The 25155-nt window shown below is 46.9% G+C and carries 19 protein-coding genes; 8 read left to right on the top strand and 11 right to left on the bottom strand.

What is annotated here, in order from left to right; genetic code table 11:
* Window positions 1-226: 226 nt before the first annotated feature.
* From sucD to sdhC, 8 genes are all read right to left on the bottom strand, one after another.
* Window positions 227-1099 carry a succinate--CoA ligase subunit alpha gene (sucD, locus tag OX890_RS10850; protein ID WP_006081975.1) on the bottom strand — a complete coding sequence of 291 codons (873 nt, stop codon included), beginning with the start codon at window positions 1097-1099 and terminating at the stop codon, window positions 227-229.
* Complete coding sequence (gene sucC / locus OX890_RS10845) at window positions 1099-2265, bottom strand: ADP-forming succinate--CoA ligase subunit beta (protein WP_006081976.1); 1167 nt, start codon at window positions 2263-2265, stop codon at window positions 1099-1101. The genes sucD and sucC overlap by 1 nt, the downstream gene beginning before the upstream one ends.
* A 105-nt stretch (window positions 2266-2370) precedes the next feature.
* Window positions 2371-3561, bottom strand: coding sequence for a 2-oxoglutarate dehydrogenase complex dihydrolipoyllysine-residue succinyltransferase (odhB, locus tag OX890_RS10840; protein WP_006081977.1), 1191 nt, complete (start codon window positions 3559-3561; stop codon window positions 2371-2373).
* A 31-nt stretch (window positions 3562-3592) separates the two neighbouring features.
* Window positions 3593-6424 (bottom strand): 2-oxoglutarate dehydrogenase E1 component, encoded by a 2832-nt coding sequence (locus OX890_RS10835; protein WP_268649200.1) that lies wholly within the window; start codon window positions 6422-6424, stop codon window positions 3593-3595.
* 214 nt (window positions 6425-6638) lie between these two features.
* Window positions 6639-7346: a succinate dehydrogenase iron-sulfur subunit gene (locus OX890_RS10830; RefSeq protein WP_006081979.1), complete on the bottom strand. Its 708-nt coding sequence runs from the start codon at window positions 7344-7346 to the stop codon at window positions 6639-6641.
* A gap of 11 nt (window positions 7347-7357) precedes the next feature.
* Window positions 7358-9124 (bottom strand): succinate dehydrogenase flavoprotein subunit, encoded by a 1767-nt coding sequence (sdhA, locus tag OX890_RS10825; protein ID WP_006081980.1) that lies wholly within the window; start codon window positions 9122-9124, stop codon window positions 7358-7360.
* The gene (sdhD, locus tag OX890_RS10820) at window positions 9125-9472 is read right to left on the bottom strand and encodes a succinate dehydrogenase, hydrophobic membrane anchor protein (RefSeq protein ID WP_006081981.1); all 348 of its coding nucleotides are present in this window, start codon (window positions 9470-9472) and stop codon (window positions 9125-9127) included. It lies immediately after the preceding gene.
* Window positions 9466-9861: a succinate dehydrogenase cytochrome b556 subunit gene (sdhC, locus tag OX890_RS10815; protein WP_006081982.1), complete on the bottom strand. Its 396-nt coding sequence runs from the start codon at window positions 9859-9861 to the stop codon at window positions 9466-9468. The genes sdhD and sdhC overlap by 7 nt, the downstream gene beginning before the upstream one ends.
* A 415-nt stretch (window positions 9862-10276) precedes the next feature.
* Here sdhC and OX890_RS10810 point away from each other — a divergent pair, with 415 nt between their 5' ends.
* The 4 genes from OX890_RS10810 to OX890_RS10795 all read left to right on the top strand — a co-directional run bounded on the left by OX890_RS10810 (window position 10277) and on the right by OX890_RS10795 (window position 19241).
* On the top strand, window positions 10277-11563 hold the full coding sequence (locus OX890_RS10810) for a citrate synthase (protein WP_071939348.1): 1287 nt from the start codon (window positions 10277-10279) through the stop codon (window positions 11561-11563).
* 299 nt (window positions 11564-11862) lie between these two features.
* Window positions 11863-12927, top strand: a complete 1065-nt coding sequence (locus OX890_RS10805; protein ID WP_268649199.1) for an efflux RND transporter periplasmic adaptor subunit — start codon at window positions 11863-11865, stop codon at window positions 12925-12927.
* Between the two features lie 12 nt (window positions 12928-12939).
* Window positions 12940-16197 carry an efflux RND transporter permease subunit gene (locus OX890_RS10800; RefSeq protein ID WP_126491764.1) on the top strand — a complete coding sequence of 1086 codons (3258 nt, stop codon included), beginning with the start codon at window positions 12940-12942 and terminating at the stop codon, window positions 16195-16197.
* A complete protein-coding gene (locus OX890_RS10795; protein WP_126491763.1) occupies window positions 16194-19241 on the top strand; it encodes an efflux RND transporter permease subunit in 3048 nt (1015 codons plus the stop codon). The genes OX890_RS10800 and OX890_RS10795 overlap by 4 nt, the downstream gene beginning before the upstream one ends.
* 130 nt (window positions 19242-19371) lie before the next feature.
* Here the strand turns inward: OX890_RS10795 and yqfB are convergent, their stop codons facing one another.
* Entirely contained in the window at window positions 19372-19689 is a 318-nt protein-coding gene (yqfB, locus tag OX890_RS10790) for a N(4)-acetylcytidine aminohydrolase (RefSeq protein ID WP_126491762.1), read from the bottom strand.
* 362 nt (window positions 19690-20051) lie between these two features.
* Between yqfB and OX890_RS10785 the strand changes: the two genes are divergently transcribed.
* Window positions 20052-20249: a DUF2986 domain-containing protein gene (locus OX890_RS10785; RefSeq protein WP_011847029.1), complete on the top strand. Its 198-nt coding sequence runs from the start codon at window positions 20052-20054 to the stop codon at window positions 20247-20249.
* Between the two features lie 179 nt (window positions 20250-20428).
* Here OX890_RS10785 and OX890_RS10780 read toward each other — a convergent pair whose 3' ends face one another.
* Together OX890_RS10780 and OX890_RS10775 are read right to left on the bottom strand one after the other, a co-directional pair.
* Window positions 20429-21976: an MATE family efflux transporter gene (locus tag OX890_RS10780; protein WP_126491761.1), complete on the bottom strand. Its 1548-nt coding sequence runs from the start codon at window positions 21974-21976 to the stop codon at window positions 20429-20431.
* Window positions 21977-22023: 47 nt separating this feature from the next.
* Window positions 22024-22878 carry an ion transporter gene (locus OX890_RS10775; RefSeq protein WP_126491760.1) on the bottom strand — a complete coding sequence of 285 codons (855 nt, stop codon included), beginning with the start codon at window positions 22876-22878 and terminating at the stop codon, window positions 22024-22026.
* Window positions 22879-23050: 172 nt separating this feature from the next.
* Here OX890_RS10775 and OX890_RS10770 point away from each other — a divergent pair, with 172 nt between their 5' ends.
* The 3 genes from OX890_RS10770 to OX890_RS10760 all read left to right on the top strand — a co-directional run bounded on the left by OX890_RS10770 (window position 23051) and on the right by OX890_RS10760 (window position 25043).
* Window positions 23051-23563: a L,D-transpeptidase family protein gene (locus tag OX890_RS10770; protein WP_049765989.1), complete on the top strand. Its 513-nt coding sequence runs from the start codon at window positions 23051-23053 to the stop codon at window positions 23561-23563.
* A 176-nt stretch (window positions 23564-23739) separates the two neighbouring features.
* Window positions 23740-24405 carry a VOC family protein gene (locus tag OX890_RS10765; RefSeq protein WP_126491759.1) on the top strand — a complete coding sequence of 222 codons (666 nt, stop codon included), beginning with the start codon at window positions 23740-23742 and terminating at the stop codon, window positions 24403-24405.
* A 377-nt stretch (window positions 24406-24782) separates the two neighbouring features.
* Window positions 24783-25043 carry a DUF5062 family protein gene (locus OX890_RS10760; protein WP_006081993.1) on the top strand — a complete coding sequence of 87 codons (261 nt, stop codon included), beginning with the start codon at window positions 24783-24785 and terminating at the stop codon, window positions 25041-25043.
* Window positions 25044-25155 lie beyond the last annotated feature (112 nt).

Genomic DNA, 25155 nt, shown 5'->3' with positions numbered 1-25155 from the left:
TTAATGGTCCTACTCACGCTATGCTCGCCCATGGTACAGGCGACTGCCGAGCAGAGAAGCATCAATCTAACCCGTAGAAGAAAAAATATCTAGTCTTCATGGTGTTAGCTCAATCCCATTCCTATCATTTACTGTGTTTCGCAGCTTATACCAATCACAATCCGATTAGTATTTTACAGCCAATAAAAAAGGCGCCTTAGGCGCCTTTTATCATCGTGAGGTTAGCTTACCAACCTGTACGAATACGCAGCGCTTTGCCGATATCAGCTAGCGAGCGGACAGTTGTCACGCCAGCTGCTTCTAATGCAGCAAATTTGTCTTCTGCAGTACCTTTACCGCCAGCGATAATCGCGCCAGCATGGCCCATACGCTTACCAGCAGGTGCAGTTACACCCGCAATGTAAGACACAACAGGCTTAGTCACGTGTGCTTTGATGTAAGCAGCCGCATCTTCTTCAGCGTTACCACCGATTTCACCGATCATCACGATCGCTTCAGTCTGAGGATCGTTTTGGAACATTTCCAATACGTCGATGAAGTTAGTACCTGGAATTGGGTCACCACCGATACCTACGCAAGTAGATTGGCCGAAACCTTCATCAGTCGTTTGCTTAACCGCTTCATAGGTCAGAGTACCTGAACGAGAAACGATACCCACTTTGCCTTTTAAGTGGATGTGACCTGGCATGATGCCGATCTTACATTCACCTGGGGTGATAACACCTGGGCAGTTAGGGCCGATCATGCGAACGCCAGTTTCTTCAAGCTTCACTTTAACTTGCAGCATGTCCAGTGTAGGAATGCCTTCAGTGATACAAACGATAAGCTCAATGCCACCGTCGATAGCTTCAAGAATGGCATCTTTACAGAAAGGAGCCGGTACATAGATCACAGAAGCAGTCGCGCCAGTCGCAGCTACAGCGTCTTTCACAGTGTTAAACACTGGCAGACCTAAGTGAGTTTGACCGCCTTTACCAGGAGACACACCGCCCACCATTTGCGTACCGTAATCGATAGCTTGTTGTGAGTGGAATGTACCTTGACCGCCAGTGAAACCTTGGCAAATTACCTTGGTATCTTTATTGATTAAGACAGACATTATTTGCCCTCCGCAGCTTTAACAACTTGCTCAGCCGCGTCAGTCAGACTGGTAGCTGCAATGATATCAAGACCTGATTTAGCTAATACTTCACGGCCAAGTTCAGCGTTAGTACCTTCTAAACGAACCACAACTGGTACTTTAACGCCCACTTCTTTAACAGCGCCGATGATACCTTCTGCGATCATGTCACAACGTACGATACCGCCGAAAATGTTAACCAGAACCGCTTTCACATTGCTGTCAGACAGAATGATTTTGAATGCTTCTGCTACACGTTCTTTAGTCGCGCCGCCGCCTACGTCTAGGAAGTTCGCTGGCTTGCCACCGTGCAAGTTAACGATATCCATAGTACCCATAGCCAGACCAGCACCGTTCACCATACAGCCAACGTTACCGTCTAACGCTACGTAGTTCAGTTCGAACTTAGCAGCGTGAGCTTCGCGGGCATCATCCTGTGATGGATCGTGCATGCCTTTGATTTTTGGTTGACGATAAAGTGCGTTACCGTCGATACCGATTTTACCGTCTAGGCAGTGTAGGTTGCCTTCAGTGGTAATAACCAGTGGGTTGATTTCAAGCAATGCGAAATCATGGTCGACGAACATAGTCGCCAGACCCATGAAAATCTTAGTGAACTGCTTCATTTGAGTTGGGTTTAAACCTAACTTGAAGCCAAGATCACGTGCTTGATAACCTTGTGGACCAGTCAAAGGATCGATGATTGCAGTGTGGATGAGTTCTGGCGTTTCTTCTGCCACTTTCTCAATTTCAACACCACCTTCAGTCGACGCCATGAACACGACGCGACGAGTCGCGCGGTCAACAACGGCACCTAGGTACAGTTCGTTAGCGATGTCGGTGCAGCTTTCTACTAAAATTTTAGCAACTGGCTGACCTTTCTCATCAGTTTGATAAGTCACCAGATTTTTGCCTAACCAGTGTTCGGCAAAGGCTCTGATTTCTTCTTTATCGCCAGTGACTTTAACGCCACCCGCTTTACCGCGGCCGCCTGCGTGTACTTGACACTTAACAACCCATAAATTTCCGCCAATATGGCCTGCCGCTTCTACAGCTTCTTGGGCTGTATCACATGCAAAACCTTCTGACACTGGTAAACCATATTCGGCAAATAAGGATTTTGCCTGATACTCATGCAAATTCATGATGATCTATCCGTATACTTCTAATCAAATCCAACTGGCCCATTTGGGCCAGTCACGAGGGTATGTCTGGCTATTTCTTTAAGCGCAAACTCTTAGCGAGTTGGCTTACAGATCAAGCAGCAGACGAGTTGGGTCTTCTAGGAAGTCTTTAATCGCCACCAAGAAACCAACAGACTCACGGCCATCAACAATACGATGGTCATATGAGAGTGCCAGGTACATCATGGGCAGGATTTCAACCTGACCATTGACTGCCATTGGGCGATCTTTAATGGCATGCATGCCTAAAATCGCGCTTTGCGGCAGGTTAAGAATCGGTGTAGACATCAATGAACCAAAAACACCACCGTTAGTCACAGTGAAGTTACCGCCAGTCATGTCAGCCACAGTCAGCTTACCGTCACGGCCTTTAAGGGCTAAGTCACGGACAGCTTTTTCGATTTCAGCTAAGTTCATGGTATCAGTGTCACGTAACACTGGTGTTACCAGACCACGTGGCGTTGATACTGCAATGCTGATGTCGAAGTAGTTGTGATAAACGATATCATCGCCATCAATAGACGCGTTGACTTCTGGGAAACGTTTCAGCGCTTCAGTCACGGCTTTGATGTAGAAAGACATAAAGCCTAAACGGATACCGTGGCGCTTTTCAAAAATATCTTGGTATTGCTTACGGATATCCATGATTGGCTTCATGTTCACTTCGTTAAACGTCGTGAGCATAGCGGTAGAGTTTTTCGCTTCTAACAAGCGGTTAGCGATTGTCTTACGCAGACGTGTCATTGGCACGCGCTTCTCGCTACGGCCAGCCGCTAACGGAGCCACAGCAGGTGCTGCTGGCGCCGCAGCTTTAGGCGCAGACTTAACAAAAGCTTCAACGTCTTCTTTAGTAATACGACCACCCACACCAGTGCCTTTTACTTTGCTGGCATCAACATTGTGCTCAGCCAGTAAACGGCGTACAGATGGGCTTAACGCATCACTGCTTTCATCGCTGGTTTCAGCTGCAGGCGTAGCCGCTTCAGCTTGCGCTTTAGTGACTTCTTTGCCAGATACAGCACCGGCGATGAATTTAGCGATCACTTGTTCACCCAGAACAGTGGCGCCTTCTTCAAACAAAAACTCGCCAATGTGGCCATCTTCTGGCGCAACCACTTCAAGAACCACTTTATCGGTTTCAATATCAACCAGGTTTTGATCACGAGAAACTTGCTCGCCCACTTTCACATGCCAAGTGGCAATCGTGGCATCGGCAACAGATTCTGGTAGTACGGGTACCTTGATTTCGATACTCATGAAAAACTATCCTTTTATAAAATGTCTATTACTACAGTGTGATTGTAAGTTTCAGGGCACTGTTCACTAAAGATTCTTGCTGATGTGCGTGCAATTCAGGGTAACCACATGCTGGCGCAGCTGACGCTTCACGACCGGCATAAGTTAACTGTGCACCTGCAGGAACCGCGGCCCAGAAATGGTGTTGACTAGAGTACCAAGCACCTTGGTTCTGTGGCTCTTCCTGACACCAAACAAAATCTTTAACATGTTGGTAATCAGCCAAAGCAACGATCATTTCATCATGTGGGAACGGATATAACTGTTCGACACGGATTAACGCTACGTTAGTGATATTTTCTCTACGACGTTTTTCCAGTAGCTCGAAGTACACTTTGCCACTACAGAAGACAACGCGGTCAACCTTGCTCGCTTCCAACGTATCGATTTCACCGATCACGTTTTGGAAACTACCACTGGCTAAATCGTCCAAGCTTGAAACCGCTAATGGATGACGTAGCAATGATTTAGGCGACATAACGATGAGTGGTCGACGCATAGGACGCACCACTTGACGGCGCAACATATGGTAAACCTGTGCCGGCGTAGATGGCACACACACTTGCATGTTGTGGTTTGCACACATTTGCAAGAAACGCTCTAAACGGGCGCTTGAATGCTCAGGGCCTTGACCTTCATAGCCATGGGGTAACAGCATAGTCAGACCACATAAACGACCCCACTTCTGCTCACCCGATGACAAGAACTGGTCGATAACCACTTGAGCACAGTTAGCAAAGTCACCAAACTGCGCTTCCCAAATGGTCAGGCCGCCGGGTTCTGCTGTCGCATAACCATACTCAAATGCCAGCACTGAGGCTTCAGATAATACTGAGTCAGTAATATCAACTGGGCCTTGCTCATCGGCGATGTTGCGCAGTGGCATGTAAGTCGTGCCATCGTTTTGATTGTGCAATACCGCATGACGATGGAAGAAAGTACCACGGCCAGAATCTTGACCCGTAATACGTACGCGCTTGTTGTCTTCCAGAATCGAGGCATAAGCCAAGGTTTCTGCAAAGCCCCAATCGAGTGGCTTCTCGCCTTTCGCCATTGCTAGACGGTCGCTATAAATCTTAGCAACGCGTGATTGCAATGGATGGCTTTCAGGCACATAACTCATTTTGTCAGCAAGACTTTGTAAACGCTCAGCCGACATAGAGGGTTGATACGCTTCGTCCCACTCACGACCGATATACGGTGTCCAGTCAACAGAATGCAGCGTCATTGGGCGCCATTCTTTCACCACACAATCACCTTGATCTAATGCATCACGGTAATTATTGATAAGACCAGTCACCTCATCAGCAGCCATCACGTTTTCAGCGATCAGCTTGTCTGCATAAATCTTACGTGGCGTTGGGTGTTTCTTGATCTTGGCATACATAAGCGGCTGAGTTGCACTTGGCTCATCGGCTTCGTTATGACCATGACGGCGATAACAGACTAATTCAACCACCACATCACGTTTGAACTCGTTACGATAATCAACGGCTAACTGCGACACAAAAGCAACGGCTTCTGGATCATCAGAGTTAACGTGGAAAATCGGTGCCTGAACCATCTTAGCGATATCAGTACAGTATTCAGTCGAACGAGTGTCCGCATGGTTAGACGTAGTGAAACCCACTTGGTTGTTCACTACGATGCGAATGCTGCCGCCGACGGTAAAACCGCGAGTTTGAGACATGTTGAATGTCTCTTGTACTATCCCTTGACCCGCAATTGCAGAGTCACCGTGAATAGTAATAGGCATGACTTGTAAGCCATCCTTACAACCGCGACGGTCTTGACGGGCACGTACAGAACCAATCACCACAGGGTTAACGATTTCAAGATGCGATGGGTTAAAGGCCAGTGCTAAATGCACGTTGCCGCCCGGCGTTTCGAAATCAGAGGAGAAACCTTGGTGGTACTTAACGTCACCAGAACCGTGGGTATCGGCATGCTTACCCGCGAACTCGTCAAACAGTTCAGCAGGACGCTTACCTAATACGTTCACTAACACGTTCAGACGACCACGGTGAGCCATACCGACGACGATTTCTTTAGTACCCGCTTCACCTGCACGATAAATAATTTCGCGCATCATAGGCACTAACGCATCACCGCCTTCTAACGAGAAACGTTTCGCACCAGGGAATTTAGCACCTAAGTATTTTTCAATGCCTTCTGCGGCGTTTAAGCCTTCAAGAATGCGTGTCTTAACACTTTTATCGTAGTTAGCTTTACCTAAGGAAGGTTCGAGACGTTGTTGGATCCAGCGTTTCTCATCGGTATCGGTAATGTGCATATATTCAGCACCGATAGAACCACAGTAGGTGGCTTTCAGCGCTTTTACCAAATCCGCGAGCTTCATGGTTTCGCCACCATGAGCAAAAGAACCTGTATTAAACTCACGATCCATGTCTTCTTTAGTCAGGCCGTGGAAGGCAGGATCTAAATCAGCAACGGGTTCGCGTTTCCACAGTTCAAGCGGGTCAAGGTTAGCACCTTGGTGACCACGGAAACGATGGGCGTTAATTAACTGCAGGACTTTAACTTGCTTAGCATCCATTTCAGGATCCGTCACACGAGCAGAGCTCTTATGGCGTCCTTCTAACGCTAAACTGCGAAAATAATCACGTACTTTTGAGTGAGCAGCTTCAGGCGCATCAACAGAGGCACCGTTCACAGGAGGGAGATTATCAAATACCGCACGCCAATCATCAGCGACTGACTGTGGGTCTTCTTGATAGGCTTCATACATCTCTTCTACGTAGGTCGAATTTGCACCACTTAAGTGAGATGATTCGAGCCAGGCTTTCATGATGCCTTGGTGCATTTCTATTCCTTTCAAACTTTATACACGTGCTTAGCCATAGTATTAAATATGCAGTCTGTAGAGATTACCTTCGACGCATAATTTCTGCCGCCCCTAGATGTCCAGATATACGGCGCGTTGTCTTCCATTACATACGCAAAAGAGTCACCTTCTGCTACCAGAAAGTGACTCTTCAAGAGCTATATTATTATTGGTTTCAGCTCGGGTTCTCGCATTACACTGCTCGCTTCAACAGCATGGACTTAATATGACCAATTGCTTTAGTCGGATTAAGACCTTTTGGACAAACGTCAACGCAGTTCATGATGCCGTGGCAACGGAACACGCTATAGGCGTCGTCCAGCTCAGATAAACGTTCTTCTGTTGCTGTATCGCGACTGTCGATCAAGAAACGATATGCGTGAAGCAGACCGCTTGGACCGATAAACTTATCAGGATTCCACCAGAACGATGGGCAAGCCGTTGAACAACAGGCACACATGATACATTCGTACAGACCATCTAAATGAGCACGCTCTTCAGGTGATTGTAAGTGTTCACGGGCTGGTGCTTTCTCATCATTGATGAGGTAAGGCTTGATCTTCTCATACTGCTTATAGAACTGAGTTAAATCAACGACTAAGTCACGAACAACTGGCATACCTGGTAATGGGCGTATTTCTAATTTCTTGCCTTTAAAGGTTGAAATTGGGGTAATACACGCCAGACCATTCTTACCATTCATGTTCACGCCGTCAGAACCACACACACCTTCACGGCATGAGCGACGGAATGACAGAGTCGGATCTTGCTCTTTTAACTTGATCAGTGCATCAAGCACCATCATGTCAGAGCCTTCAGCCACTTCTAAGGTGTAATCCTGCATATACGGTTTAGTATCTACGTCAGGATTGTAGCGATAAACTGCAAATGTCAATTTCATCTTTGCAACTCCTAGTAGGTACGTTTCTTCGGCGGGAATGCTTCACGTAACTTAGGTGCCATGTTCACTGCACGACGATCCATCGTTTCAGTGATTGGGTCAAATAAGCTGTGGCATAACCAGTTCTCATCATCACGCTCTAAATAATCTTCACGTGAGTGAGCACCGCGACTTTCAGTACGGAAGTTAGCCGCATAAGCCGTTGCAATCGCCGTTGCCATTAAGTTATCTAACTCTAAGCATTCAATACGTTGAGTGTTGAATTCACGAGAGTTATCAGACAATTTAGCATTTGCAAGACGTTCGCGGATCACTTTCAACTGCTCTAAACCTTCAGCCATAGCATCGCCACGACGGAATACAGAGAAGTTTAATTGCATACACAGTTGCAGATCCTTACGGATTTGCGCTGGATCTTCGCCATCTTTGTTGCTTTCCCAACGATTCAGACGCGCCAGAGATGCTTGAATATCCGCGTCACTTGCGTCTTTTGGATCGTCAGTCTCATCCAAAGCTTTACCTAAGTGCTGACCCGCTGCGCGGCCAAAGACCACTAAGTCGAGCAATGAGTTACCACCTAAGCGGTTTGCACCGTGAACAGATACACAGGCAATCTCTCCCACAGCAAACAGACCGATAACATCGTGTTCAGTGCCGTCTTCATTCTTACGAATAACTTGACCACTGACCTTAGTTGGCAGACCGCCCATCATGTAGTGACAGGTTGGTAATACAGGGATTGGACCATCGGCCGGATCGATATGAGCAAAGGTACGAGACAATTCACACACGCCTGGTAAACGTGCTTCTAATGTTTCTTTACCTAAGTGATCAAGCTTGAGTAAACAGTGTGGACCTAATGGACCGTCTAAACCACGACCTTCGCGGATTTCAGTCATCATTGAACGTGCTACCACGTCACGTGATGCCAAATCTTTCGCGTTAGGGGCATAACGCTCCATGAAACGCTCGCCGTCTTTGTTCAGCAGATAACCGCCTTCACCACGACAACCTTCAGTCACAAGTACACCCGCGCCGGCGATGCCAGTTGGGTGGAATTGCCACATTTCCATGTCTTGCATTTGCACGCCAGCACGCATTGCCATACCGACGCCGTCACCGGTGTTGATATGTGCGTTAGTGGTCGAAGCGTAAATACGCCCTGCACCACCTGTCGCAAGAATCGTTGCCTTGGCTTTGAAATAAACGATATCGCCTGTTTCAATTTCAATCGCAGTACAACCCACAACGGCGCCATCATCGTTTTTAACGAGATCTAATGCATACCATTCTGAGAAGACTTGCGTCTTATGCTTAACGTTTTGTTGGTATAAACAGTGCAGCAAAGCATGACCAGTACGGTCGGCAGCTGCCGCAGTACGCGCAGCCTGCTCGCCACCAAAGTTCTTAGATTGACCACCAAATGGACGTTGGTAAATCGTACCATTTTCGAAACGAGAGAAAGGCAAACCCATTTGCTCAAGTTCAATAACGGCTTCAGGACCGGTTTTACACATGAATTCAATCGCTTCTTGGTCACCGATAAAATCGGAACCTTTCACGGTATCGTACATATGCTGTTCCCAATGATCTTCATGGGCGTTACCTAACGCAACGGTGATACCACCCTGCGCAGATACGGTATGAGAACGAGTTGGGAATACTTTTGATAAAAGCGCACAGCTTTTACCTTCTTTGGAAATCTGCAGCGCTGCACGCATACCAGCGCCACCGGCACCGATCACTACAGCATCAAATTCGCGTACTGGAATACTCACTTAGACACCCCACACAATAACAATGCCGGCCGCTAAATAACAAAATACGGTAACGACAAAGGTGAACTGTAAAACACCACGTAACGACGTGCACTTGACGTAATCGGTCAGCACTTGCCATACACCAATCCAAGCGTGTACTAATAATGCTACCAGCGCCAGAAGTGTAAACACTTTCATCGGCAGAGCGCTAAAAAGGCTATGCCAGACGTCGTAGGTGAGAGGGGAACTACATGCAATAAAGCCAACCAAGAAAATGGTGTAACAGGCGAGGATCACTGCACTAGCGCGTAGTAGAATATAGTCATGAACACCACTGCGTCCAAAACTTGCTGCATTGGTTACCATACCCAAATCCCCGCTATGATTGAAAAGGCTACCGTTAAGGCAAATACAGCTTTCGCTGATGCGGCACCCGATGACAATTCTTCCCAACGACCGGTATCCATTACTAAGTGGCGCAGGCCACCGAACAAGTGATACGCCAGTGCAGTCATAATGCCCCACATGATGAACTTCATAACGAAGTTATCGAATAGAGATTGTACGCCAGCGAAACTTTCAGCTGATGCTAAAGATGAATTTAGCAACCAAATGAGAATGCCAACTGCGAACAGCATGATGACACCGGAAACACGGTGAAGAATTGACACAATCGCTGTTGCAGGAAAGCGAATGGTCTGCAGATCTAAATGGACAGGTCTTTGCTTTTTCACGTTCTGCTCACTCAGCTCCATTGAGCATTTTTTTTGTTATGTGAACCGCTTTTGTACAAACTTTAAACTGGGATGTGAATCACGGCAAAAGTAAACACAAAAGCAAAGTTTAAACAAACAGTTAACTATCTGAGCACGCACTCATTTAACATGTAAACAAAGGGTGCTTTATAATCGTTGTTTGCGGCCCTTATTGGGCGAGGCAAGTATACTCGCGGCAAATGTCAAATACAAACATCACAGAATGCAAATTATGTTTTTTTGACGATTTTTTACTGTAAGTGCCAGTTCCGCATGGGAAAGTAAAGGCATTTATACCATGGTCTAACAAATTTAAACGCTTATTTAAATTGAAATGTGATCTAGAATGGCTGTAAAGTAATGGCGGTTTGACATGCCGCACTCACAGATAAGAACTAAGTAAGGAGAACGGGGTATGGCTGATTTAAAAGCCAAATTAGAATTACCAGGGAACGACTCGATAGAATTGCCAGTAAAGCAGGGAACCGCTGGTTTTGACGTAATCGACATCAGTAAACTTGGCAGCAAAGGTTACTTCACTTTTGATCCAGGTTTTCTTGCGACTGCCTCCTGTGAATCTGCAATTACCTATATTGATGGTGATCTGGGTATATTGTTACACCGTGGCTATCCAATCGATCAACTCGCCGTTGACTCCGATTACCTAGACCTGTGTTATCTGCTGCTTTACGGTGAACTGCCGACAAAAGCGCAATATACTGAGTTTGTACATACAGTTAAAACCCACACTATGGTTCACGAGCAGCTAGCCTTCTTCTTTAGAGGTTTCCGTCGTGATGCTCATCCTATGGCCATGTTATGTGGTGTGACGGGTGCATTATCTGCATTTTACCAAGACTCTCTGGATGTTAACGATCCACGTCACCGTGAAATCGCCGCTTATCGCTTAGTCTCAAAAATGCCTACGATAGCAGCCATGTGCTACAAGTATTCTTCAGGCCAGCCATTCGTGTACCCACGTAATGACTTAAGCTATGCGGGCAACTTCTTAAGCATGATGTTTGCTGTGCCATGTGAAGAATACATAGTTAACCCTATCGTTGAACGTGCAATGGACAGGATCTTCATTTTACATGCGGATCATGAACAAAACGCATCGACTTCAACCGTACGTTTAGCCGGTTCTTCAGGTGCTAACCCATTTGCGTGTATCGCAGCGGGTATCGCGTCTCTTTGGGGCCCTGCACACGGCGGCGCTAACGAAGCCTGTTTGCAAATGTTAGAAGAAATCGGTTCAGTTGACCGCATTCCTGAATTCATTGAACGTGCTAAAGACAAGAACGACCCATTCCGTCTGATGGGCTTTGGACACCGTGTTTACAAAAACTTTGACCCACGTGCCAAAGTTATGCGTGAAACCTGTCACGAAGTGCTGAAAGAACTGAAAGTTAACGATCCACTATTGGATGTGGCAATGGAGCTTGAGCGCATTGCGCTTGAAGACGAATACTTCATTTCTAAGAAGCTGTATCCAAACGTCGACTTCTACTCTGGCATCATCATGAAAGCCATTGGTATTCCAACCAGTATGTTCACTGTGCTGTTCGCACTGGCACGTACTGTTGGCTGGATTGCACACTGGAAAGAAATGTTAGATCAACCAGGCCACAAAATCAGCCGTCCACGTCAGTTATACACTGGCGAAACTGCGCGTGATTTCGTCGCACAAGACAAACGCTAAGTCCCACGACTTACGCATTAAAAAGCGCCTGAGGGCGCTTTTTTCATATCAAACAATCCCCCTTTGACACTCCCCTTGTTAGACAAAATACATTGTTGCAATTGCCTACTTGCGTAACCGCTGTTAACCGCCTTTAGTTATTCTCATCACTTTTTAAACTTTTTAGCTACATTTAGTGAAATCCGCACATTAGCCTTAACTTAAATACAGCTTAACTATATGAAATTAAGCTATATTTAATATTGGCACGGTTTCTGCTATCAAATGGCATCACAATAAAGACAACAGGTAACACACTTATGGAAAAGTCAAACATTGCTAAATTCGCCCTACCCCTGCTAATGATTTCAATGCTAGCAGCCTGTGGTAAGGAAGAAGTGGCTAAAAAAGAAGAAAAATATGCCATTCCCGTCGAAACCACCACAGTGATGCAAGGAAACGTTTCATCTTTCTACAGCACAACAGCCACCTTAGAAGCACCTCAAGAAGCCAATGTCGTCAGCCGCATTTCTGGACTCATTGAATCATTGGCCGTTGAAGAAGGTGACCGCGTGCAGAAGGGTCAAGTGCTCGCCGTTATCGATGCCAAAAGACAGCAATACGATTTAGACCGCTCAGAAGCCGAAGTAAAAATTATCGAGCAGGAATTGAATCGTCTGAAGAAAATGGGCAACAAAGAATTTATCAGCGCAGATTCGATGGCCAAACTTGAATATAACTTGCAAGCCGCCATCGCCAAGAAAGATCTTGCCGAGCTACAAGTCAAAGAAAGCCGCGTACTGTCCCCTATTAGCGGCGTCGTCGCTAAACGTTATGTGAAAGCAGGCAACATGGCGAAGGAATTTGGCGACTTGTTCTACATAGTCAATCAAGATGAACTCCACGGTATAGTCCATCTGCCAGAGCAACAACTTGCCAGCTTAAGACTCGGCCAAGAAGCACAAGTGTTCAGCAATCAACAAAGTAAAAATGCTATCCATGCCAAAGTGCTACGGATAAGCCCGATTGTTGACCCACAAAGTGGCACGTTTAAAGTGACATTAGCCGTACCGAATCAAGAGGCGCGCCTAAAAGCAGGCATGTTTACCCGTGTTGAGCTTAAGTATGACACCCATGAAAACGTGATTACCGTTCCCTACAGCGCTCTGATTAACCAAGATAACAGGCAAGCTCTGTATGTTATCGATGGCACTAATGCTAATCGCCGTGAAGTCGAAATTGGCTACCGTGAAGGTGACTCTGTAGAAGTGATTGCAGGCATTAACCCAGGTGAACAAGTCGTGACCCGTGGCCAGCAAAACTTGAAAGACCAATCCTTAGTCGAAGTGATCACCCCACTCGATCTTGATTCCGCTAAGAACTGATAGGAGCCTTTCATGTCAATTATCAGCACTTCCGTTAAACGGCCAGTCACGGTATGGATGTTCATGCTGGCAGTGATTTTATTCGGTATGGTGGGATTTTCCCGCTTAGCGGTGAAGTTACTGCCAGACTTAAGCTATCCCACATTAACCATCCGCACTATGTATGACGGTGCGGCGCCAGTAGAAGTTGAACAGCTCGTCTCTAAACCGATTGAAGAAGCCGTTGGCGTGGTCAAAGGCTTACGTAAAATCAGCTCTATTTCGCGCTCAGGCATGTCAGATGTAGTGCTCGAGTTTGAATGGGGCACCACAATGGACATGGCGAGTTTAGATGTGCGCGAAAAACTCGACACTATCGCCCTGCCTTTGGACGTTAAAAAGCCATTATTGCTGCGTTTTAACCCCAACCTTGACCCGATCATGCGTCTCGCGTTGTCTGTACCCAATGCCTCAGAAGCCGATCTTAAGCAAATGCGCACCTACGCAGAAGAAGAGCTTAAGCGTCGCTTAGAAGCGCTTTCTGGCGTCGCCGCCGTGCGTTTATCCGGTGGTTTAGAGCAAGAAGTACACATTCAGCTCAATCAAGAAAAACTATCGCAACTTAATCTCAATGCCGACGACATTAAACGTCGTATTAATGAGGAAAACATCAACCTCTCTGCCGGTAAAGTGATCCAAGGTGATCGCGAATACTTAGTGCGCACACTTAACCAATTCAATTCATTGGATGAACTTGGCCAAGTGATCGTCTATCGCGACGAGCAAACCTTAGTACGTTTGTTCGAAGTCGCTACGATTACGGATGCCTATAAAGAGCGCAGCGATATCACCCGTATCGGTAGCCAAGAATCGATTGAACTGGCGATTTATAAAGAAGGTGATGCTAACACTGTCGCCGTCGCCAAAAAACTGCGCGATGAACTCGTCAAAATTAATCAAGATCCTAAGCAAAACAAACTCGAAGTGATTTACGATCAATCCGAGTTTATCGAAAGTGCGGTCAGTGAAGTCACCTCTTCGGCGCTGATGGGCAGTTTATTATCTATGCTGGTGATTTACCTGTTCCTACGTAACATCATCCCGACACTGATTATTTCCATCTCGATTCCCTTTTCAGTCATCGCCACCTTTAACATGATGTATTTTGCCGATATCAGCTTAAACATCATGTCATTAGGCGGTATCGCGCTGGCCATTGGTCTATTAGTCGATAACGCTATTGTGGTATTAGAGAACATTGACCGCTGTCGCAGCGAAGGCATGAGTAAGTTAGACGCCGCAGTCACAGGCACGAAAGAAGTAGCTGGCGCGATTTTCGCCTCCACACTGACGACCCTTGCGGTATTTGTGCCCTTAGTCTTTGTCGATGGGATTGCCGGCGCCCTGTTCTCCGACCAAGCGCTAACAGTCACGTTTGCCCTGTTGGCCTCGCTATTAGTCGCCTTAACCTCTATCCCTATGCTGGCATCACGCGAAGGCTTTAAAACCTTACCCGCACTGATAAAAACCACGCCTAAGGATAAACCCACCACGAAAATGGGTAAGTTTAAACACTATAGCGCGACTGTGTTCTCCTTCCCTATTCTATTAATTTTTAGTTACTTACCAAGTGCATTGTTGACCTTAGTGCTGATTTTAGGCCGCTTCTTCTCCTGGCTAATCGGTCTTATCATGCGTCCTTTGAGTTCAGGATTTAACTTTGTCTATCACAGTATCGAGAAGGTTTATCACAAGCTGCTGGCCTCGGCGCTGCGTCAACAAATGACCACGCTGCTGCTCACCATTGCGATAACGGGCGCGTGTATTAGCCTGTTACCTCGCCTAGGTATGGAGCTTATTCCGCCGATGAATCAGGGCGAGTTTTATGTGGAAATCTTATTGCCTCCGGGTACGGCGGTGAGTGAAACCGACAAGGTTTTACAACAACTCGCGTTGTCTATTAAGGACAGACCCGAAGTCAAACATGCCTATAGCCAAGCCGGTAGCGGTGGTTTGATGACCTCGGATACTGCTCGCGGTGGTGAAAACTGGGGCCGCTTACAAGTGGTGCTGACAGATCACAGTGCCTATAACGCGATCACTCAAGTGCTGCGTGATACCGCGCGCCGCATTCCTGAACTTGAAGCAAAAATCGAGCAACCTGAGTTATTCAGCTTCAAAACGCCACTGGAGATTGAGCTCACTGGCTACGATTTGAACTTGCTCAAGCGCAGTGCCGATAGCCTAGTCAAAGCATTATCCGCATCGGATCGTTTTGCTGACGTGAATACCAGTCTGCGCGATGGTCAACCTGAGCTGAGTATCCGTTTCGATCATGCAAGGTTAGCGGCGCTCGGAATGGATGCGCCAACAGTTGCGAACCGCATTGCACAGCGCGTTGGCGGTACTATTGCCAGCCAATACACGGTACGTGACCGTAAGATTGATATTCTGGTGCGCAGTGAACTCGCCGAGCGCGATCAAATCAGCGATATCGATGCCTTAATCATCAACCCGAACAGCAATCAACCTATTGCTTTAAGTGCGGTTGCCGAAGTGTCATTACAATTAGGCCCCTCGGCGATTAACCGTATCAGCCAGCAACGTGTGGCACTGGTGTCGGCTAACCTCGCCTACGGTGACTTAAGCGATGCGGTGGCACAGGCGCAGCAAATACTGTCGCAACAGGTGCTACCGGCTTCGGTACAAGCCCGCTTTGGGGGTCAAAATGAAGAAATGGAGCACTCATTCCAGTCACTCAAAATTGCCCTTATCTTAGCGATTTTCTTAGTGTATTTAGTGATGGCGAGTCAGTTTGAGTCACTGTTGCATCCCTTGCTTATCCTCTTTGCCGTGCCTATGGCATTGGCGGGTAGCGTGCTGGGCCTGTATATCACCCAAACCCATTTGAGTGTGGTGGTGTTTATTGGCCTTATCATGTTGGCGGGTATCGTGGTGAACAACGCGATTGTGCTTGTGGATCGCATCAACCAACTGCGCAGTGAAGGCGTTGAAAAACTCGATGCTATTCGCGCCGCCGCTAAATCGCGCCTACGCCCCATTATGATGACAACGCTCACCACCACCTTAGGCTTATTGCCGATGGCGCTGGGGTTAGGCGATGGTTCAGAGGTGCGTGCACCTATGGCGATTACAGTGATCTTTGGTCTGAGTTTATCCACTTTACTGACCTTAATTGTGCTGCCAGTGCTCTACGCCCTGTTCGACCGTAAAGTGTATGACGTTGCAGCAACAAATATCGCGCATGACGTTGAGGAGGCTCGCCCATGAACCTCACCCGTTTAGCCATTAAGCGTCCCGTGACCACCAGCATGTTCTTCTTTGCTATCTTGCTGTTTGGTCTCGCCTCGAGTCGTTTGTTACCGCTGGAAATGTTCCCCGGTATCGATATTCCGCAGATTGTGGTGCAAGTGCCCTACAAGGGCTCAACCCCCGCTGAAGTAGAGCGCGATATCACCAAAGTGCTGGAGGAATCCCTCGCCACTATGGGTGGGATTGATGAGCTCGAATCAGAATCTTCCCAAGAAGGTTCTGAAATCGAAATCAACATGAAGTGGGGTGAAAACGTTGCGACTAAGAGCCTAGAAGCGCGGGAAAAAATCGATGCGGTGCGGCATTTACTGCCAAAGGATGTTGAGCGAGTCTTTATCCGCCAATTCTCCACCGCCGACATGCCTGTGCTCACGATACGTATATCGAGCGACCGCGAGCTGTCAGGCGCATTCGATTTACTCGATAAACAGCTTAAACGTCCGCTTGAACGTGTTGAAGGTGTCTCTAAGGTCAGCCTGTACGGCGTTGAACAAAAGCAGATTGAAGTGCGCATCAATGCCGACCGTCTTGCCGCCAGTGGATTTTCAGCCACCGACTTGCAAGCTCGCCTCGGCAGAGAAAACTTTGTGATTAGCGCTGGCACACTCAGGGCCAGTAACATCGTTTATCAAGTGTCGCCCAAGGGCGAGTTTAGAAACCTTGAAGATATCAAAGCACTGGTGCTGATCCCAGGATTGACCTTAGGCGATATTGCAGATGTGCAGTTTGCCTTGCCAGAGCGTATCGAAGGGCGCCATTTAGATCAGCACTATGCTGTCGGTTTAGATGTGTTTAAGGAATCAGGCGCTAACTTAGTCGAAGTGTCTGAACGCGTACTAAAAGTCATAGAACTAGCGAAGCAAGATCAACAGTTCCAAGGTATTCGTTTGTTTATCATGGAAGATCAAGCCTCTGGGGTTAAATCATCCCTGATGGACTTACTGTTTTCGGGTTTAATCGGTGCCCTGCTGTCCTTTGTGGTGCTGTACTTGTTCCTGCGTAATCTGAAAATGACCTTAGTGGTCGTGTCGTCTGTGCCGATTTCAATCGGTATGACGCTCGCCGCCATGTATTTACTCGGTTACAGCTTGAATATCCTGTCTATGATGGGACTCTTGCTCGCCATTGGTATGTTAATTGATAACGCTGTGGTGGTGACCGAGAGCGTGCTGCAGGAGAAACAAGGCAAATCACCCAAGGATAATGAAGAGTCAGTGATGACTGGAGTCGATAAAGTGTCCCTCGCCGTATTGGCGGGCACTATGACCACTGCCATCGTATTTTTACCCAATATTTTTGGCGTGAAAGTGGAGCTGACAATTTTCCTAGAGCATGTTGCCATCGCGATTTGTATCTCGCTTGCGGCATCGCTACTGGTTGCTAAAACCTTGATCCCTTTGATGTTGACTAAGTTCCACTTCGACATCGCGCCCGAAAAGGATGCCGGTAAGTTACAGCGCTTCTACAACAATACGCTTAACTGGGTATTGCTGAGGCCTTGGCGTTCAGGCTTTATTGCGGTGGCCATTCTCGCGTCCACCGCCCTGCCGCTGTCTATGGTCAAACAGGATCAAGAAGACAGCCAGAGCAAGGAGCGGATTTACATCAACTATCAAGTGGAAGGTCGGCATAATCTCAATGTCACTGAGGCAATGGTCAATCAAATGGAAGAGTATCTTTATAAGAATAAAGAGGAATTTCATATTGATTCTGTCTACAGCTACTACTCATCCGACGATGGTTCATCGGTGATATTGCTGAAGAAAGACTTACCTATGCCATTGGATGAGTTGAAAAAGAAAATCCGCAGCGGCTTCCCTAAGTATTCGATCGCCAAACCACAATTTGGTTGGGGCAATGACAACTCTGGTGTGCGCGTGACGCTCACAGGTCGCTCAACCTCTGAGCTGATTAACTTAAGCGAACAAGTGATCCCTTTACTGCAAAATATCAAAGGAATGCAAGATGTTCGCTCTGAGCTTAACGGTGCGCAACAGGAAGTGGTTATCCGCATCGATAGGCAAATGGCGGCGCGGTTAGATTTAAAACTCAATGAAATCGCTTCGAGTATCTCTATGGCACTGCGTGGTTCACCGCTGCGCTCGTTCCGTCACGATCCCAATGGCGAACTGCGCATCGAAATGGCCTATGAGAAAGAGTGGCAAAAGTCGCTTGAAAAACTCAAGCAGTTACCGATAGTGCGCATCGACCAAAGGGTGTACACCTTAGATAACTTAGCGAAGATTGAAATCCAACCTCGCTTCGATACGATTAAGCACTTTAATCGCCAAACCTCTTTGTCGATTGGCGCTAACTTAGAAAACCTCACCACGGAAGAAGCGCAAACTAAGATCAAGCAAGTGATGGAAAATATCCATTTCCCTAATGGTTACGACTATTCATTACGCGGTGGATTCGAGCGTCAAGATGAAGATCAGAATGTGATGGCAACCAATATGCTATTGGCTGTCGCGATGATTTACATCGTTATGGCGGCGCTGTTTGAGTCTCTGTTATTACCGACGGCGATTATCACTTCAATCCTATTTTCTATCACAGGTGTATTCTGGGCGCTGTTCATCACGGGCACGCCTATTTCTGTGATGGCCATGATAGGCATATTGATTTTAATGGGAATTGTGGTGAATAACGGCATAGTTCTGGTGGATCAAATTAACCAGATGACGCCGGATCTCGACAAATTGTCCGCCATCATTCGAGACGTGTGTATCACGCGTTTGCGCCCAGTATTGATGACAGTGGGCACCACAGTGTTGGGCTTAGTTCCACTGGCGATGGGTGAAACCCAAATCGGTGGCGGCGGCCCGCCGTATTCGCCCATGGCAATCGCCATTATTGGTGGCTTGTCGTTCTCGACTTTGACTAGCTTGTACTTAGTGCCCTTGTGCTACCAAGCCTTGTATCGAATGCGCCATCGTGCCGCCATTCGTTTAGGCCAAGCCGACCGCGTAGCTCAAAAGCTACTACCTTGGACAGTGTAGCCAGCTAGCACAACTGAATATGCTTTTGAAGCACATGACATTGAAACAAATGAACAAAAAGGCTGCAGCGCAGCCTTTTTTATTTACGCATTTAGCGAGAATTTCTCACTGCACATTTTACTGTGACAGATTACTGCGACAAAATCCTAAAGCGGATCATAAACAATTGCTCAAGGCCGGGATAAATCTCTGCAATCACATCGCGTAGCTGTGGCAGAGTCATATTCTCTTGTTTGGCATGCATCTCGGTGAGCTCAGTTAACTTTACTGGCGTGACATCGATAATCTGGATATCACAAAACCAGCGGTCAGTTTCGAAGGTGGACACAGGCAGAATTTGCCCCGTTATCACATGGGATTCGGCTTCATCGCGCAGGGTAATGGTCTTCGTGCCACTTAAGATATCGTGTTCAAAACGCTCGAAAAAAGTGATTTTAGTGAGTAACACAGCTTATCCTCGGGTAGTACAGGAGCAATAAAAATGACATTGGCGTCAGTTTATTGCACTAATAATCCGGGGCAATATAATGGCTTTTAACGCCAACTGACAGCATATAGCGCAAAATACTCGACATCGATTGCACTCATCCCTGTACAGCCCTTTGAGTCAAACTCACGTGAAAACGGGCTATTACCAAATTGACCGCCAAATTAGTCGACAAAAAGTTGCAGTTCTTTTCGACAGTTTTCAGTAAAACAATTCAGCAAAACATAGTCAGTTAGCTCAGATTGAGTTAGAATCCGCCCTCAATTGAGCCCTTGGCCTCATATTCCTGCGCATAGCGGGTGCGAAACGAAATTAGAGACGTCATGAACAAGAAACAAAAGATCATCAAGAAAATAGCTAAACGCGCTAAGGCCAGACTGAATAAAGTCGATCCCGTGACTATCGGCTCACCAGCGAAATCAGGTTACATCTCTAAGGCCGATCGCGCAAAAATGGCGGCATTAGAAGCCACGACTGAACAAGTCGAAGGCCAACAAGACGCGCCAAGCATTGAAGAATAAGCAGTACTGAAGAATAGGCGTACCGCAGAATAACGCTTTCTAGCGGCGTATTGTTGTGCATTGTTAACCCGACTAGATTAACTGCAAACGCCGCTTCAAACAAAAATGCCACAAGCAATCTTGTGGCATTTTGTTTTTCTGTATTCAGCCGGCTTTGGCAAACCACATAGCCTCTAAAGTCAGTTCGGCTTTTTACCTTCTTCCAAATACGTTATCGGCAATACCGACTCACTCTCTTGCTCCTCGGTTAATTGCGCCATCTGCACGCAGGAGGATGAAAGCGGATTAGTCGCGCTCGGCAAGTTCTCCGCCACACAGTTAGCGATTTCTTCTTCCTCAGTCAGCGCAACATTGTGGGGAGCGGCATTGACGCCACCGACATTCGCCATCGAGGAGAACTGGGCCTGCGCCGCCACTTTATCCACTAAACGATAAGCAACCCACACACCTAAGGTGCCAAACAAAATAGACCCGAATATTTGCCCAATCAATACGCCGTAAACTCCGCCCCAGAGTGCACCAAAATACACAAAAGGCACTGTGCCTAATGTGGCTTTACCGACGTTAAACAGGGTGGAATATTTAGCCTTGCCGAGGTTATTAAAGGACGCATTTGCCACAAATAAAATCCCCGAAAAGATAAAGAATACCGCTATATAACTGCAGAAGAAGTGGATAAGGTCGGCGCTGTCGCCCTTCATATCAAACACATTGACCAAATGCGACTTAAGCACAAACAGCAACAGAGACATCACCAACACATACACAGTACAAAACTGGATGGCGCGGGTTAAACTCTCGCGCACTCGGTCAAACTGCCCCGCACCAAAGTTTTGCCCAACAATAGGGCCAATCGCGCCCGAGAGCGCAAAGATCATCCCAAAGGTCACTGGGATTAAGCGCCCTAATACCGCCCAGCCAGCCACATAAGCGTCACCGAAATCGGCAATGGCTCGGGTCACAAAGGCATTACCGATAGGCGTCGCCACATTGGTTAACATCGCAGGGCCCGCAATGGCAAAAATGGGTTTTAGATCGGCGACAAAATGCGCCTTATCGAAATGACCTAACAACTTATGCTTCACCACAACGCCGCGGCCAGCAATTAAAAATACCGCCACCCGCGCTAAGACTGATGCCAATGCTGCGCCTTCTATCCCCATGGCGAACATGAAGATAAAAATCGGGTCGAGCACCGCATTGACTCCGCCGCCCGCTAAGGTCGACATCATGGATAACTTTGCATCACCCACGGCGCGCAAAGCCCCGCCGAGCGCCATCGCAAGACAAATAAAGGGCAAGGAAGGCACTAAGATATACAAGTAGCTGGCCGCAAGCTCAGCCGTATGGCCACTTGCGCCCACTAAGGCAACCAACTCAGGGATGAAGGTAGTGACCACGGCGGCCACCAGCACGCTAATCAGCGTTGTCACCACTGCGCTATTGAGCAATAACCGCTTTGCCAGCACCACATCTTTTGCGCCAATCGAGCGAGACACTAAAGCGCCTAAAGCAATTGATAAGCCTATCCCAATGGACGTAGTGAAAAAGGAGATACTGCCCGCATAACCCACAGCCGCAGCAAGCTCATGCTCCCCCAATAAGCTCAGGAAAAAAATATCCAGTAAATCCACCACAAATAAGGCAGAAATCCCCACCGCGGCGGTCGAACTCATCACTAAGATGTGGCGTAATATGGGGCCTTCAACAAACTTGGCTTGCGTCATACGTGTGTTTTACCTGCAAAAATAATAAGTGTCAGCCAACGCAATAACTAAGCGCCTTTTTCAACGGGGGTATCTAGACTATCTAACTCGCATCCGCAACGGCTACAGTACATGGCATCAAGATCGTGACCGGTTTTATGGCATTGATTGCACGAGCGTAAATCTCGATGACGCCCTACTTCTTGGGAGATTTCCGCAGTTAAAATCCCAGTTGGGATCGCGATAATTGAGTAACCAATCAGCATAGTAAAAGCCGCAATCGCCTGTCCTAATCCCGTTTTCGGGGTGATGTCGCCATAACCGACAGTGGTAATCGTCACAATCGTCCAGTAGACAGATTTAGGAATTGAACTAAAACCATTATCAGGCCCTTCAACCACATACATTACCGCACTGAGCACCATAACGATCAAACTGACCGAGAAGAAAAACAAAAATACCTTACGGCTCGACTGCATCATCGCCCTAAGCAGCACATTTCCTTCACTCAAATAACGCAGTAATTTGAGTACGCGGAAAATCCTAAATAACCTCAGTATCCGGATGACTAAGGTAAAGTTGGTGCCAGGGATCAGTAACGCCAGATAACTTGGCAATACCGATAATAAATCGACGACGCCATAAAAACTGCGGGCATATAACACAGGATGAGTCGCACAGTACAAACGTAGACCATATTCAATGGTAAAAATGACAGTAAAGACCCATTCCAAGACGCGAATAATCTGCCCATATTCACGATGGAACATTTCTACCGTATCGAGGAACACCAAACCGACACTCAGCACAATGCACACCATTAAGGCGATATCAAAATAGCGGCCAGCGGGGGTATCAGTGCCAAAAATAATGGTACGTAATTGACGTTTTAATGGGCTTTCGGATTCGATATTTTCAGACATACAAACTTTGACTTCCTTGCAACAAACTAAGTAACACTGGGATTACACCATAAATATCCCACGAGTCTGCCATGCAATTGCACTCAGCTCAAAATTATCTACTCACAGCAGGATAAAATTGCGGTATGATGCCGAAAAAAGCCAACAACTAGTGTTAATTTTCGAGGACTTCATGCGCGCCACCCTACTTTCCACATTGACCTCCCTCACTGTGACTATCGCGGCACTCGTTTCACCCGTATTACATGCCTCTGGCATGGGTAAAGTGGATCTTGTGGTGATCACAAAATCCGAATCCAGTATGGCTTTATTGCGCGATGGCAAAATACTCAAACAATATCGCATTGCTATGGGTGACTTGCCCGCAGGACACAAATTAAAGGAAGGCGATCAACGCACACCACAGGGGCGTTATACCTTAGATTATAAAAAGCCCGACAGTGCCTATTATAAATCGATCCATATTTCCTATCCCAACGAAGAAGATAAACTCAGAGCCAAAGCTTTAGGCATTAGACCCGGTGGCATGATCATGATCCACGGTCAGAACCCTAAGTCGCCGCTGCCGCCAGAACAAGCCCAGCAATACAACTGGACCGACGGCTGTATCGCGATAACCAACGCCGAAATGGATGAAGTGTGGAAAGTTGTCGATGAAGGAACACCGATTGAGATTTGGCCGTAACTTTAGCCAACTTCCCGATGGCGACACGCCAAATAGATAATTGCACGATATCAAACACGCCCAGCTTAATGGGCGTTTTTATTTAACCATTTACATCATATCGTTAGCTGTACTATCCCCGTTATTTTGTGTAAGGGATAAAAACTTACGGCAATAATAAATAACTTGGAGTCTTTATGTCATCATCCAATGAAGCTGCCACGCCGCAGAGCACAAACATCAGCTATGAGCAATTAACCCAAAGCTGGCCCGCCTTCGAAGCACAGATTTTAGCCTTACTTGAAACCTTAGACTTAGCGGATAAAGCACTGGTTTGCGATCATGTCGCGCTGCGTGTCAATTCCATCGCCAGTGCCGATGCCCTGCGCGATGCCTTTAGCTGCGTCGGTAAGATCATTTCAGACAATATCATCAATGGCCGTACGATTCTGATTATCGAACTGGATACCCCACTCACGCTCGGTCAATTCAGCATTGCCTGTGTTGAACTTCCCTACCCCAGCGACAAAGTCTATCCGCAGGAAGGCTGGGAACACATAGAGCTAGTCATTGATTCAAAAGCAACAGAGTGCGATACCCTGAGCCAAGATTTGCTCGCCCTGTGTCCCAAACTCAGCGCTTTACTGCCATCTGAACAGGCTGCTGAGCCAGTTCTGTCAAGCTCACCAGACTTGAGTTCACAAGGCTTAGCATCCCTTGCTGGGATAAAAATTAAGATGAGCTCGCCCAAAGGGGATAAAGAGCGTTTAGCCAATCCGACTATCGCCTTTAAACGCGATGATGTGTGCATTAAAGTGCATCCCCATGGCATAAAAGCGGTGATCGCCAGCGAGCAAACGTAGCTGGAAATATTTTAGGCGAGCTTAAAATCTGAAAGAAGAGAAACTGAGCTTAGATTTCCATTGGCACTTGCCGCACTCGCCTTAGCGAATACCTGAGTTAAAATCTGAATTAAAAACTTAGTTAAAAACTTAGTTAAAAACTTAGTTAAAAACCACAAGAATGCCTAAGTGATGACCTGAGTTGATGACTATTTAATCAGACTCAGTGTTCAGATTATTTTTAGGTCCGTTTTTTGGTGGTTTTGTCAAAAATTGCCAAAATTAAATCTAGAAAACAGCATATTTAGCGTAACTTAGGATGTATAACTCGCAGATGCCATCAGGCACACATTATCGAGTCCACTTAATGGATTCGATGTGCAAACAGAGGATCGCCAATGAAGCCACACAAGAACGAAGCGCAAATATTGAAGTTCGCCATGGAAATCGGTGTTGGATATGCCAAAAAACGCGGATATGCGGACTTCGACAAGGGCATCTCGCCCAAAGACAAAGTGGAATGTATTTACCGTTTATTGGTCACAGACAACTTGATCCAGCCACTGGCCAAAGATAAAGAAGATGGGCCAAACATGAAACACAAACTGATTTTGTGGATCACCCGCCAGCTACCCGCCGATCATCCATTGTTGAAGTAATCTTTTTAAGCTAATCGATTGAAACTCATTATCTGCAAGCGGACAGTTCAAACGAGTCTAGAAAAATCCAACTCACTGAGTGCTAAGGATAAGAATCATAAAAAATGGCGCA

The sequence above is a fragment of the Shewanella sp. DAU305 genome, from assembly GCF_026802235.1.
In the GTDB taxonomy this organism is placed as follows: domain Bacteria; phylum Pseudomonadota; class Gammaproteobacteria; order Enterobacterales; family Shewanellaceae; genus Shewanella; species Shewanella baltica.
This window is presented reverse-complemented; position numbering and strand designations above follow the sequence as displayed.